This is a genomic window from Pseudomonas sp. RL_105y_Pfl2_101, assembly GCF_963970585.1.
Taxonomy (GTDB): domain Bacteria; phylum Pseudomonadota; class Gammaproteobacteria; order Pseudomonadales; family Pseudomonadaceae; genus Aquipseudomonas.
In genome coordinates, this window is the sequence record NZ_CAXAPG010000010.1 from 66,836 (window position 1) to 79,630 (window position 12,795).

Here is a 12,795-nt window from a genome sequence, read left to right on the forward strand (position 1 = left end):
GCCTGCTTTTTTTCCGATACTAAGCGCAGAAAAGCGCTAGAAACTCAAGGCTGTTGAATCTGTTGCAAATGACCATAGAGTCGAGCATACAGGCCACCTTCGGCAATCAGTTGCAAATGGTCGCCGTCTTCGGCGATTTGCCCACCGTCGAACACCAATACCCGATCGGCCTGCTTCACCGCCGAGAGCCGGTGGGCGATGATCAGCGTGGTGCGTGCGCTCAAAAAGCGCGCCAGTGCCTGGTGAAGGTTGTACTCAGTGGCAGCGTCCAGTGCCGAGGTGGCCTCGTCGAGAATCACTACCCGTGGGTCGGCCAATACCATGCGGGCAATGGCCAACCGTTGACGCTGCCCGCCTGACAACCGCACCCCGGAACGCCCCACTACGCTATCCAGGCCCTGGGGCAGCGCCCGTACGGTAGCATCGAGCTGGGCGATTTCCAGCGCCCGCCAGCAGTCGTCGTCACTGCACTCACGGCCCATGGCGAGGTTGGCCCGCACCGTATCGTTGAACAACGCCGGATGTTGCAACACCACTGCAACATTTTCCCGGATGGTTTCCAGGCCGATCTCCTGTTGCGTGGCGCCACCGAAACGGATGCTGCCCGACTGCGGCGTGTACAGCCCCAGTAACAACTGCACCAGGGTGCTCTTGCCGCCGCCGCTGGCGCCGACGATGGCGACTTTCTCGCCCGGCGAGATGCACAGGTTCAACTGGTTGAGCACCAGCTCTTCACCGTAACCGAAACTCAACCCCTGAATCTCGATACCCACGGTGTCACGGCCCTTGAACGGATCGACGCTGCCCGTGTACTGAGGCTCATCGGCGCGGGCCAGCAGTTCATTGATCCGGCTCAAGGCGCCGCCGGCGGCGTAAAAAGCGTACTGCAAGTTCAACAGTTGCTCGACCGGGCCGATCATGAACCAGAGGTAGCTGAACACCGCCAGCATCTGGCCGATGGACAGGTCGGAAAACACCACGGTGAGCATGGCCGCTGCGCGAAAAATATCGATGCCGAACTGGAAGAGCAAACCACTGGCGCGGTTCGAGGCGTCGGTTTTCCACTGCGAACTCACGGCGTAATCACGGACCTCCTTGGCACGCATTCCCAAGCGGCCAAGGAAGTAACCCTGGCGGTTACCGGCGCGCACTTCCTGGATGGCATCCAGGGTTTCGGTCAGGGCCTGGGTGAACCGCGAGGTGCTGTCGTTCTCCAGTTTCTTGAGGTGCTTGACCCGCTTGCCCAACTGCACCGTGGCGTAGATCACCAGCGGGTTGAACAGCAGGATCAGCAGCGCCAGTTCCCAGTGCATCCACACCAGGATCCCAGCGGTGCCCACCAGGGTCAGCATCGCCACCAGGAAACGGCTGAGGGTTTCGCCGATGAATTTGTCGAGGGTGTCCAGGTCGGTGACCAGGTGAGCCGCCACCGTGCCACTGCCCAGGCTTTCGTATTCGCCCAGGGAAATGCGCTTGAGACGCTCGATCAAGCGGATGCGAATGCGATAGACGATGTCTTTGGCCAAGCGGGCGAACAAGCGCGCCTGCACCACGTTGAACAGCAATGCGCCACAGCGCAGGGCCAGGGTCACCATTAACATCAGCCCGATGTAGCCGGCAGCGCGCTGCCAACCCATGGGCAACGCCTGGTTCATGACTTTCAGGGCCGCATCGCCATGCCCCAGCAGAACTTCATCCACCAGCAATGGCAACAGCAATGGGATCGGTACGCTGCACAGCGTCGCCAGCACGGCCACGCCGTTGGCGATCCACAGGGCTTTTTTATGCTTGAGGGCCAGGCGACGGATTTCCGTCCAACTCAACCGGTCGATGCGCTGCGAGGCCGATGTATCTGGCGGCCGGTCAGGCACAGGCCGCGCGCTCCAGCCAGCGACCAAGCAAAGGCGACAGCTGGCTCAGGGGTTGGTAGCCGTTGGTCAGCAAGGCCAACTGGCCATCACGCTCGGCCAACAGTGTGGGGAACCCGGCAATGCCTAAGTCCTGCACCCAGGTGAAATCCGCAGCGGTGGCCGCATGCTGGTCGGCGCGGTCGAAGGCCGCGGCGAATTCGATGCGTGGCAGCCCGGCCTGTTCGGCCAGCTCCACCAGCACACTGGCGTGGGTCACGTCGCGGCCTTGCACATAAAAAGCCTGCTGGATCAGCTTCACCAACTTCCAGGCCAGGTCCGGGGCCAGGCTGCGAGCCGTCACCAGTGCCCGGCAGGCAGGCTCGGTGTCGTAGACGAAACCGTCCGGCAACGCGCCTTCGAGCTTGAAGGGCTGGCCGGTGGCCTGGGTGACCGCCTGCCAGTGTTCAAGAATGTAGCGCCGGGTGGTCGGCTCCAGCGCAGAACCGCTGCCAGTGCGCAAACCGCCCACCACCAGGTGCAACTCCACCCCCGCGGCCTGCGCCTGCTCTACCAACGCCTCGGCCACCGGCGCAAAGCCCCAGCACCAGGAACACATCGGGTCCATCACATAGAGCAGGCGTGACGCCATGGTTCAAGCCTCGGAAAATGATTGCTTGTAGTTGTAGCCGATCGGGTGCGGCATGTTACGAGCCTTGGCCAACTCAATCTGCTTTTGCCGGTCGATGGCGCTGCGACGGGTCTTCTCGCTCAGTTTATCCCAGCAGTGCGGGCAACTGATGCCAGGCACATAGTGCTCCGAGGCTCGGTCTTCTACGCTCACCGGGGTACGACAAGCGTGACATTGATCGTAGTCCCCTTCGCTGAGGTCGTGGCGAACGGTCACGCGGTTGTCGAACACGAAGCAGTCGCCGCGCCACTTGGTTTCTTCCTGAGGGACCTCTTCGAGGTATTTCAGGATGCCGCCCTTGAGATGATAGACCTCGTCGAAACCCTGGCCGAGCATGTAGCTGGAGGCTTTTTCACAACGAATGCCGCCCGTGCAGAACATCGCGACTTTCTTGTGCCTGGCCGGGTCGAAGTTGGCCTTGATGTACTCAGGGAACTCACGAAAGCTGGTGGTCCTGGGGTCGATGGCGCCTTCGAAGGTGCCGATGGACACTTCGTAATCGTTACGGGTGTCGATCAACAACACTTCCGGATCGCTGATCAGCGCGTTCCAGTCCTGCGGCTCGACATAGGTACCGACCTGCTTGTTCGGGTCCACGCCTTCGACGCCGAGGGTGACGATTTCTTTCTTGAGCTTGACCTTGGTGCGGTAGAACGGCTGCTCATCGCAGTAGGACTCTTTATGATCGATGTCGATCATGCGCGGATCGTTCTTGAGCCAGGCCAGCAGGCCGTCGATGCCTTCGCGAGTGCCGGAGACCGTGCCGTTGATGCCTTCTTCGGCGACCAGCAACGTGCCTTTGATGCCGTTGTCGAGCATGGCCTTGAGCAAGGGCTCACGCAGCTCGACGTAATCTTCAAGGGTGACGAACTTATACAGTGCCGCCACGACAATGGGTTGTGTCATGGGTGTTTCTCCAGGTGGCTACCCTCGTAAAGGGTGAACCGGATACGAAAAAAAACGCGCCGGGTAAGCGGCGCGTTGCGGATTCTAACAAAAACAATGTGGCTTTAGGAGCGAAGTGCCCTGGAGCGAAGCGCTTATCGTGGCGAGGGAGCTTGCTCCCGGCTGCTCTGTAGGAGCTGGCGAAGCCGGCGATCTTTTAATCTTTCGCTTGAGATTCAAGTGTGAGGAAAAAGATCGCAGCCTCGTTGCACTCGACAGCTCCTACAGCCCCCGCCACAAAAGCCTCACACCCTATCGATCAGTGCTTGCTGCCACCGGCACACGTCGGCGAAGCCGGGGCCGCGTCGATCCGGGCCCATTCTTCGGGGGTGTAGGTGTGCAGCGCCAACGCATGGAACTCCCCCATCAGCTCGCCCAGCGTGCCGTAGACCTTCTGGTGACGCTTGACGCGATTGAGCCCTTCGAACTGCTGGCTGACCACCACGGCCTTGAAGTGGGTCTGCAGGCCACGGCTGTGCATGTGGCTTTCATCCAGCACTTGCAAGTGCTCGGGCTGCAAGAGCCCGAGTGTCGATTCGATGCGTTGTTGCATGCTCATACTGGGCTCCGCTTACGGCTTTTTCTTGGCTGGGGCAGCTTTTGGCTCGAGCTCGGCCGTCATGTCCGCCAGCAGCTTGTTGACCACCGGCACCGCGCTTTCAAGCTTGGCCTGGGTCAGTTGAGCCGATTGCTGGGTCAACTGCGGCATTTTCTCGAGGACTTTCTTGCCTAATGGCGATTGGTAGAAAGCGACCAGATCCTTGAGCTCCGACTCGCTGAAGTTGCTGGTGTAGAGCTTGACCATGTCCGGCTTGAGCTTGTTCCAGCCGATAGCCCGGTCCAGCGCGGCATTGGCCTTGGCCTGGTAGGTTTCCAGGGTGGCTTTTTTCGACTCAGGTGCCTTGGTCTGTTCAAAGCGCTGGGCAAACATCTGCTGCACTTGCATGTAGACCGGCGTGCCCAATTTGTCAGCGTGTGCCAGGGTCAGGAACGCTTCGGCGCTGGCGCTGTGGCTGGCGGTATCGGCGAAAACAGGGCCGCTGGCACACACCAGAGCAACGGCGGTACAGATGGCACGAAGACGGGTCATCGAGTTTCCTTTATTACAGGCGAGGTTAAACCCCAAGGGCGACCATTCTGCGCCTAAAAAACGCCGGGCCTCAACCCCGACGCTTGGCAGCTCCGATTGGCGGGGCGAACCCGCCGCTCCTAGATTGAGGGAACCAGAGCCGCCCATCTGGGCCTAAACTGCGCATTCAGCCCTTTAAGGAGTTTGACCCGATGAGCCGTATCGAAACCGACAGTCTTGGCCAGGTTGAAGTCCCGGACGACGCCTACTGGGGCGCCCAGACGCAGCGTTCCATGATCAACTTTGCCATTGGCAACGAACGCATGCCGCTGTCGGTGTTGCACGCCTTGGCACTGATCAAGAAAGCCGCCGCGCGGGTCAATGATCGCAATGGCGACCTCCCGGCCGATATCGCTCGCCTGATCGAACAGGCCGCCGACGAAGTGCTGGCCGGCCAGCATGACGACCAGTTCCCATTGGTGGTCTGGCAGACCGGCAGCGGAACCCAGAGCAATATGAACGCAAACGAGGTGATCGCCGGGCGCGCCAACGAACTGGCCGGCAACCCCCGCGGCGGCAAGAGCCCGGTGCACCCCAACGACCACGTCAATCGCTCCCAGAGCTCCAATGACTGTTTCCCCACCGCGATGCATATTGCGGCCGCCCAGGCCGTCCACCAACAATTGCTCCCGGCCATCAGTGAGCTGTCCGGCGGCCTGGCGGAACTGGCCGCGCGCCACATGAAACTGGTCAAGACCGGTCGCACTCACCTGATGGATGCCACGCCCATCACCTTTGGCCAGGAACTGTCGGCGTTCATTGCCCAGCTCGATTACGCCGAACGGACGATCCGCGCCGCGCTACCGGCGGTCTGCGAACTGGCCCAGGGCGGCACGGCGGTGGGCACCGGACTCAATTCACCCCACGGTTTCGGCGAGGCGATGGCCGCTGAACTGGCGGCGCTGTCGGGCCTGCCGTTCGTCACTGCGCCGAACAAGTTTGCCGCGCTGGCCGGCCATGAGCCCCTGACCGCCCTGTCCGGCGCGCTGAAAACCCTGGCCGTGACCTTGATGAAGATCGCCAACGACCTGCGCCTGCTCGGCTCCGGGCCACGGGCCGGCTTCGCCGAGGTGAAATTGCCGGCCAATGAACCGGGCAGCTCCATCATGCCCGGCAAGGTCAACCCGACCCAATGCGAAGCCTTGTCGATGCTGGCCTGCCAGGTCATGGGCAACGACGTGACCATCGGTTTTGCCGCCAGCCAGGGGCATTTGCAGTTGAACGTGTTCAAACCGGTAATCATCCATAACCTGCTGCAATCGATTCGCCTGTTGGCCGATGGCTGCGGCAACTTCCAGCAGCACTGCATCGCCGGGCTCGAACCGGATGCCGAGCAGATGGCCGCACACCTGGAGCGTGGGTTGATGCTGGTGACCGCGCTGAACCCGCACATCGGCTACGACAAGTCAGCCGAAATCGCCAAGAAAGCCTACGGCGAAGGGCTGACCCTGCGTGAGGCGGCGCTGCAACTGGGGTATCTGACCGATCAAGAGTTCGATGCCTGGGTACGACCGGAAAATATGCTGGAGGCGGGTAGCCAGGGTTAACGCCCTACCCTGTGGGAGCGAGCAGCCTGCTCGCGATGGGGCCGGCAGGCTCGACATCTCTATTGCCTGTCAGGCCGCCATCGCGAGCAGGCTCGCTCCCACAGGGGGCTAACGCCCCACGCGCCGGGCCCTGAGCCCGGCGATCAGCGACGGGCCCAGGGCAACCAGCGCCGACCCCAGCACCACCAGCACCGCCCCGCCATACCCCAGCAAATTGATCTGTTCGGCATGGACATAGGCGGGCCACCACCAGGCCGCCATCGCCACCGCGGCGAACGTCACCAGTGGTGTGATCGCCAGGGTCGCGCTGACCCGCGACGCCTCCCAATGGGCCAAGGCTTCGGCAAACGCGCCATAGGCAATCAGCGTGTTGAGACAGCACGCGAGCAACAGCCAGCCTTGCAACGGGCTCAACTGCAGCGCCTCCAGCGGATGCACCCAGGGCGTGAGCAGCAACGCGCAGAACAGGTAGATCACCATCATCACCTGCAACGAATTCCACACCGTCAACAATTGCTTTTGGCCCAGGGCATAAAACGTCCAGACCGTCGACGCCAGCAACACCATCAACACCCCGGCGGTGTAGTCGCTCAGGGACGTCAGCAACTCGCCCAGGCGCTGGTTGAAAAACAGCGTAAAACCGATCAGCAACACCAGCAGGCCGATGCCCTGCCCCACGCTGAAGCGCTCCTTGAACACGAACAGGCTGGCGACCAGCAACATGATCGGCCCCATCTGCACCACCAGTTGCGCGGTGCCAGGGCTCAAGCGGCTCAGACCCATCAGGTACAACACGTAGTTGCCCACCAGCCCAAGCACCGCCATCGCCACCAGCCAGCCGCCGCGTGGGCCAAGGACCTTGCGACTGGGCAGGCGCCGGGAGGCCGCCAAATAGATGAACAGCAAACCGCCGGACACCAGCAAGCGAAACCAGGTCACGGTGACCGGGTCCATCACTTGCAGCACTTGCTTGAGCTTGATCGGCAGGATTCCCCATAGCAGGGCAGTCAGCAGGGCGAGGAACAGACCGTAGACCCAACGACCGGACGATATGTGCATGCAACCCTCGAAGCCCAAGACAAAAGACGTCCATTCTAGGCGTCTCTCGTCGAACGACACAGGAACAGTTGGCGATTAATAATCCAGGCACGGACATGGCACATGGCCGCCTATCGGCTCGCCGAGCAGCCTTCAACGCCAGCCCCTAAACTTCACTCAACTTGATACCTGCTTTCTTTGGAGCCTCCCATGCTTGGCAAACGCGCCCAGGACGTCACCCCTGTGATGGTCTTCCCCAGTGACCGGATTTGCCGGATAAACGGCGAGTTCTACTTCAACACCCGGGAAGACACCGAGGAAGGGCCGTTCGCCAGTCGCGAGGAGGCGTTGCGGGAGGTGGAGGCGTATATCCAGCAAGTGCTGCAACTGACTCAGGAAGCCAGCTAGCGCAGCTGGGCTCTGTAGGCGCTGGCGAAGCCTGCGATCTTTTGATCTTTTGATCTTTCGCTTGAGATTCAAGTGTCTTGGGAAAGATCGCAGCCTCGTTGCACTCGGCAGCTCCTACACAGCGGTTATCTCACCGCTTCAAACAACCCCGTAGCCCCCATCCCGCCGCCCACGCACATGGTCACGATGCCGTAGCGCAGGTTGCGTCGTTGCAGCTCACGCACCAGATGCCCCACTTGCCGCGAGCCGGTCATGCCGAACGGATGGCCGATGGAGATCGAGCCGCCGTTGACGTTGTATTTCTCGGGATCGATTTCCAGCCGGTTGCGGCTGTACAGGCACTGGGAAGCAAACGCCTCGTTGAGTTCCCACAGGTCGATATCGGCGATCTGCAAGCCCTTGGCCTTGAGCAGCTTGGGCACCGAAAACACCGGGCCGATGCCCATCTCGTCCGGCTCGCAACCGGCCACGGTGAAGCCGCGGAAAAACGCTTTGGGCTTGAGCCCCAGCGCCAGGGCTTTTTCCAGGCTCATCACCAAGGTCATCGACGCCCCGTCGGACAACTGCGACGAGTTACCCGCCGTTACCGAACCGTCTTCGGCGAACACCGGTTTCAGGCCGGCCAGACTTTCATAGGTGGTGTCCGGGCGGTTGCAATCATCGCGATCGACCATGCCCTCGAGCATCTGCACCGCACCGGTCTGCTTGTCCTCGACTCGGTACTTGACCGCCATCGGGACGATTTCATCATCGAACAACCCGGCCGCTTGGGCCTTGGCGGTGCGCTGCTGGCTCTGCAAGGCGTAGCGGTCCTGCTCCTCGCGACTGACCTGGTAACGGCGGGCGACGATCTCGGCCGTCTGGCCCATGGGGAAATAAATCCCGGGCACCTGCTCCTTGAGCAGCGGGTTGATCAGGTGGTCGGTGTTGACGCTTTTCATCGTCAGGCTGATGGATTCCACCCCGCCGGCAACGATGATGTCGCTGCAACCGGAAGCGATCTGGTTGGCGGCGATGGCAATGGCTTGCAGGCCCGAGGAACAGAAGCGGTTGAGGGTCATGCCGGCCGTGCCGGTGCCCAGTTGCGAGAGCACCGCCACGTTGCGCCCGATGTTGTAGCCCTGGGCGCCTTCATTGGACCCGGCCCCCACGATGCAATCCTCGACACTGGCCGGGTTGATGTCGTTGCGCGCCAGCAAGGCATCGACACAATGGGCCGCCAGGTCGTCTGGACGGGTCATGTTGAACTTGCCACGAAAGGACTTGGCCAGGCCGGTCCGTACGCTGTCGACGATCACCACTTCACGCATGGCTGTACCTCATTGTTGGAGTCGGTTGAGAGTGAATCGAGCATAAATCCACTGCACAACCGACTGCGACAATCATTCACCCCGCGTATGCGCCCCCATCGTTCTAGCGTTTCTTTTTCTTGCGAGCCTGCCTTGCGCTCCGCTCGAAAGCCGCCTCCAGCGCCTGGTTGAGGGTGCGCAACACCTTCACCCGCGCCCAGCGCTTGTCGTTGGCTTCCACCAATGTCCAAGGGGAAATCTCGGTGCTGGTGCGGTCGACCATGTCGCATACCGCGGCCCGGTAAGCGTCCCACTTGTCGCGGTTGCGCCAGTCATCCTCGGTGATCTTGAAGCGTTTGAACGGGATTTCCTCGCGCTCCTGGAAACGCTCCAGCTGGGTTTGCTTGTCGATGGCCAGCCAGAACTTGACCACCACCACGCCGGCATCGGCAATCTGCTCTTCGAAGTCGTTGATTTCTCCGTAGGCCCTCAGCCAGTCGGCCTGGCTGCAAAACCCTTCGACCCGCTCCACCAGCACCCGGCCGTACCAGGAGCGGTCGAACATGGTGAACTTGCCCCGCGCGGGAATATGCCGCCAGAACCGCCACATGTAGGGATGGGCGCGCTCCTCTTCAGTGGGCGCGGCAATCGGCACGATGTTGTATTGACGCGGGTCCAGGGCGGCCGCGACCCGCCGGATCGCCCCGCCCTTGCCTGCCGCGTCATTGCCTTCGAACACCGCCACCAAGGCATGCTGGCGCATGCGTTTGTCCCGCAGCAGGCCGGAGAACCGCGCCTGCTCGGTGATCAGTTGCTCTTCGTAATCGGCCTTGTCCAGGCGTCGGGTCATGTCCAGGCTGTCGAGCAGCGTGACCTGGCCGTCCAGCGCGGGCAGCGGCGCCACGCTAACCTTTTGCGGCTTGACCTTCTGCCGGTCCAGGGCCTGTCGCATGCCATCGAGCAGGATCCGCCCGACGGTGAGGCTGCGATAATAGCTGTCCATGCCTTCGATCACATGCCAGGGTGCATAATCGCGACTGGTGCGCCGCAGTATGCGCTCGCCGTATTTGACGAACTTGTCGTAGGTCTGGGACTGCTGCCAGTCCAGCGGGCTGATGCGCCAGCTGTGCAGCGGGTCGTCCTTGAGCCCCTTGAGCCGGGCCTTCATCTGCTTCTTGGACAAATGGAACCAGAACTTGAAGATCAGCGCGCCTTCGTCGCAGAGCATTTTTTCCAGGCGCTCGGCACCGGCAATCGCCTGGTCGAGCCGTGGGTCCTTGAACTCGCCATGGACCCGGCCTTGCAGCATCTGGCTGTACCAGTTGCCAAAAAAAATCCCCATGCGTCCCTTGGCCGGCAGCTTCCGCCAGTAGCGCCACGCCGGAGGCCGCGCCAGTTCCTCGTCAGTCTGTTGGTCGAAGGTGCGCACTTCGATCAGCCGCGGGTCCATCCACTCGTTGAGCAACTTCACCGTCTCGCCCTTGCCCGCGCCTTCGACACCATTGATCAGCACGATGACCGGAAACCGGCCCTGCTGCTGCAACTCGAACTGCGCCTCCAACAGCGCTTCACGCAGGGCCGGCACTTCGGCCTCGAAGGTGTCTTTATCAATGGCATGGCCGATTTCAGCGGATTCAAACATGAGCAGCTCCTTCCGGGGATGGGCCAAGATTAGCGGATTGGATGCGGCCCGTGTGCTTTGTGTAGGAGCTGCCGAGCGAAGCAAGACTGCGATCCTTTGATCTTGATCATTCGCTTTCGACTCAGTTGTTTGGGGCAAGATCGCAGCCTCGTTGCACTCGTCAGCTCCACTGGTGCGTATGCAGCGGCAATCGGCAAGCGATCGGCTAGAATGGCCGCTCAGTTTTGACCGAGCCTGCCATGACACCCATCCAGCAACACGCCCAACTCGACTGGGATGATCAGGGTCGCCCGCGTTCGCGGGTCTTCGACGATGTGTATTTTTCCGACCAGTCGGGGCTGGAAGAAACCCGGTATGTGTTCCTTGAGCAGAACAACCTGGCCGAGCGCTTCGCCGCCCTGGCCGATGACGGGCGGCTAGTGATCGGCGAAACCGGATTTGGCACCGGCTTGAATTTCCTCTGCGCCTGGCAACTGTTCGAACAGTGCGCACCGGCAGGCGCCCGGCTGCATTTTGTCAGTGTCGAGAAATACCCCTTGAGCCCCCAGGACCTGCGCCGGGCCCTGGCCCTGTGGCCGCAACTCAGCCTTCAAGCCGAGCCGTTGCTTGAGCAGTACGTGGCGATCCACCAGGGTTTCCAACGCCTGGTCTTGGCGAACGGACGGGTGACGCTGACCTTGTTGATCGGCGATGCCCTGCAGCAGCTACCGCAGCTGGACGGACAGATCGACGCCTGGTTCCTGGACGGCTTCGCGCCAGCCAGGAACCCCGAGATGTGGACCGCCGAGCTGTTCGCCGAACTGGCCCGGCTGGCGGCTCCCGGCGCCACCCTCAGCACCTTCACCAGCACCGGTTGGGTCCGGCGATTGCTGAACGCGGCAGGCTTCAAGATGAAGCGCACGCCGGGCATCGGCCATAAGTGGGAAATCCTGCGCGGTGTGTTTCTCGGCTGGCCGGAGCAGACACCAGCACCGTCCCCGGCAAAACCCTGGTACGCCCGCCCCATGCCGCAAACCGGCGAACGCCGGGCACTGGTGATCGGTGGCGGCCTGGCCGGTTGTGCCAGCGCTGCCAGCCTCGCCGCGCGTGGCTGGCAGGTGACGCTGCTGGAGCGTCATGCCCGGTTGGCCGAGGAAGCCTCCGGCAACCCGCAAGGCGTGCTGTACCTCAAGCTATCGGCCCATGGCACGGCGCTGTCGCAAATGATCCTCAGCGGTTTCGGTTACACCCGGCGTGTGTTGGAGCAACTGCAACGCGGCATTGATTGGGACGCCTGCGGGGTCTTGCAACTGGCCTTCAATAGCAAGGAAGCCGAGCGTCAGGCGCAACTGGCCGAGGCGTTCCCAAGGGATCTGCTGCACACCCTCGATCAGCCCGAGGCCCAGGTGCGGGCCGGCATCGACCTGGCCTGTGGTGGTCTGTTTTATCCCGAGGGCGGCTGGGTGCATCCGCCGGCATTGTGTCGCTGGCAAGCCTCGGGCACGACGATTGACGTCCAGCCCCATCATGACGTCTTGTCACTGCGCCGCGTGGACGGCCAGTGGCAGGCGTGGGACGGCGAACGATGCCTGGCCAGTGCGCCGGTGGTGATCCTGGCCAGCGCTGCCGAGATCAAGCGTTTCGAACCAGCCGCCGAATTACCGCTCAAGCGTATTCGCGGGCAAATCACCCGGTTGCCGCAAACCACCCGCAGCCAGAGCCTGGCGACCGTGGTTTGTGCCGAAGGCTATGTGGCCCCGCCGCGGCAGGGCGAGCACACCCTGGGCGCCAGTTTCGATTTCAACAGCGACGACCTCACCCCCACCGCCGCCGAACACGCCGGCAACCTGCAGATGCTCGAAGAAATCTCCCAAGACTTGGTGAACCGCCTGAACGCTGGCAGCCTGGACCCGGAACGCCTCGAAGGCCGTGCGGCATTCCGTTGCACCAGCCCGGATTACCTGCCGATTGTCGGCCCATTAGCGGACCGCCAGACCTTTGCCGAGGCCTATGCGGCCCTGGGCAAGGACGCCCGCCAGGTGCCAGACACTCCCTGCCCGTGGCTCGATGGCCTGTACATCAACAGCGGTCACGGCTCCCGCGGCCTGATCACCGCCCCCCTGTCGGGTGAACTGATCGCCGCCTGGCTGGACAACGAACCCCTGCCACTGCCCCGCAGCGTGGCCGAGGCCTGCCATCCGAACCGGTTTGCGTTGCGGGCATTGATTCGGGGTAAGGCCTGACACAGATGCCGGGCTCACCCCAAATCCTGTGGCAGGC

At 62.2% G+C, this 12,795-nt stretch carries 11 protein-coding genes; 3 read left to right on the plus strand and 8 right to left on the minus strand.

The window, feature by feature from the left end; translation table 11 throughout:
• Positions 1 to 44 precede the first annotated feature (44 nt).
• The 5 genes from AACY31_RS13835 to AACY31_RS13855 form a co-directional block, all read right to left on the minus strand.
• A complete protein-coding gene (locus AACY31_RS13835; protein WP_339480258.1) occupies positions 45 to 1,871 on the minus strand; it encodes an ABC transporter ATP-binding protein in 1,827 nt (608 codons plus the stop codon).
• Positions 1,864 to 2,466 carry a DsbA family protein gene (locus AACY31_RS13840; RefSeq protein WP_174553541.1) on the minus strand — a complete coding sequence of 201 codons (603 nt, stop codon included), beginning with the start codon at positions 2,464 to 2,466 and terminating at the stop codon, positions 1,864 to 1,866. Before AACY31_RS13840 ends, AACY31_RS13835 begins: the two co-directional genes overlap by 8 nt.
• Positions 2,467 to 2,502: 36 nt before the next feature.
• Positions 2,503 to 3,444: an oxygen-dependent tRNA uridine(34) hydroxylase TrhO gene (gene trhO, locus AACY31_RS13845; protein WP_339480261.1), complete on the minus strand. Its 942-nt coding sequence runs from the start codon at positions 3,442 to 3,444 to the stop codon at positions 2,503 to 2,505.
• Between the two features lie 298 nt (positions 3,445 to 3,742).
• On the minus strand, positions 3,743 to 4,042 hold the full coding sequence (locus tag AACY31_RS13850) for a BolA family protein (protein WP_060738604.1): 300 nt from the start codon (positions 4,040 to 4,042) through the stop codon (positions 3,743 to 3,745).
• 12 nt (positions 4,043 to 4,054) lie between these two features.
• Positions 4,055 to 4,573 carry a DUF2059 domain-containing protein gene (locus tag AACY31_RS13855; protein ID WP_339480263.1) on the minus strand — a complete coding sequence of 173 codons (519 nt, stop codon included), beginning with the start codon at positions 4,571 to 4,573 and terminating at the stop codon, positions 4,055 to 4,057.
• Between the two features lie 191 nt (positions 4,574 to 4,764).
• Between AACY31_RS13855 and AACY31_RS13860 the strand changes: the two genes are divergently transcribed.
• Positions 4,765 to 6,159: a class II fumarate hydratase gene (locus AACY31_RS13860; protein WP_339480266.1), complete on the plus strand. Its 1,395-nt coding sequence runs from the start codon at positions 4,765 to 4,767 to the stop codon at positions 6,157 to 6,159.
• A gap of 108 nt (positions 6,160 to 6,267) precedes the next feature.
• Here the strand turns inward: AACY31_RS13860 and AACY31_RS13865 are convergent, their stop codons facing one another.
• Positions 6,268 to 7,218: a DMT family transporter gene (locus AACY31_RS13865; RefSeq protein WP_339480269.1), complete on the minus strand. Its 951-nt coding sequence runs from the start codon at positions 7,216 to 7,218 to the stop codon at positions 6,268 to 6,270.
• Between the two features lie 189 nt (positions 7,219 to 7,407).
• Between AACY31_RS13865 and AACY31_RS13870 the strand changes: the two genes are divergently transcribed.
• On the plus strand, positions 7,408 to 7,605 hold the full coding sequence (locus AACY31_RS13870; RefSeq protein WP_339480271.1) for a DUF6316 family protein: 198 nt from the start codon (positions 7,408 to 7,410) through the stop codon (positions 7,603 to 7,605).
• Between the two features lie 125 nt (positions 7,606 to 7,730).
• Here AACY31_RS13870 and AACY31_RS13875 read toward each other — a convergent pair whose 3' ends face one another.
• Positions 7,731 to 8,915, minus strand: a complete 1,185-nt coding sequence (locus AACY31_RS13875) for a thiolase family protein (protein WP_339480272.1) — start codon at positions 8,913 to 8,915, stop codon at positions 7,731 to 7,733.
• Between the two features lie 103 nt (positions 8,916 to 9,018).
• Positions 9,019 to 10,536 (minus strand): polyphosphate:AMP phosphotransferase, encoded by a 1,518-nt coding sequence (pap, locus tag AACY31_RS13880; protein WP_339480273.1) that lies wholly within the window; start codon positions 10,534 to 10,536, stop codon positions 9,019 to 9,021.
• A 239-nt stretch (positions 10,537 to 10,775) separates the two neighbouring features.
• Here pap and mnmC point away from each other — a divergent pair, with 239 nt between their 5' ends.
• A complete protein-coding gene (gene mnmC, locus AACY31_RS13885; RefSeq protein WP_339480275.1) occupies positions 10,776 to 12,758 on the plus strand; it encodes a bifunctional tRNA (5-methylaminomethyl-2-thiouridine)(34)-methyltransferase MnmD/FAD-dependent 5-carboxymethylaminomethyl-2-thiouridine(34) oxidoreductase MnmC in 1,983 nt (660 codons plus the stop codon).
• Positions 12,759 to 12,795 lie beyond the last annotated feature (37 nt).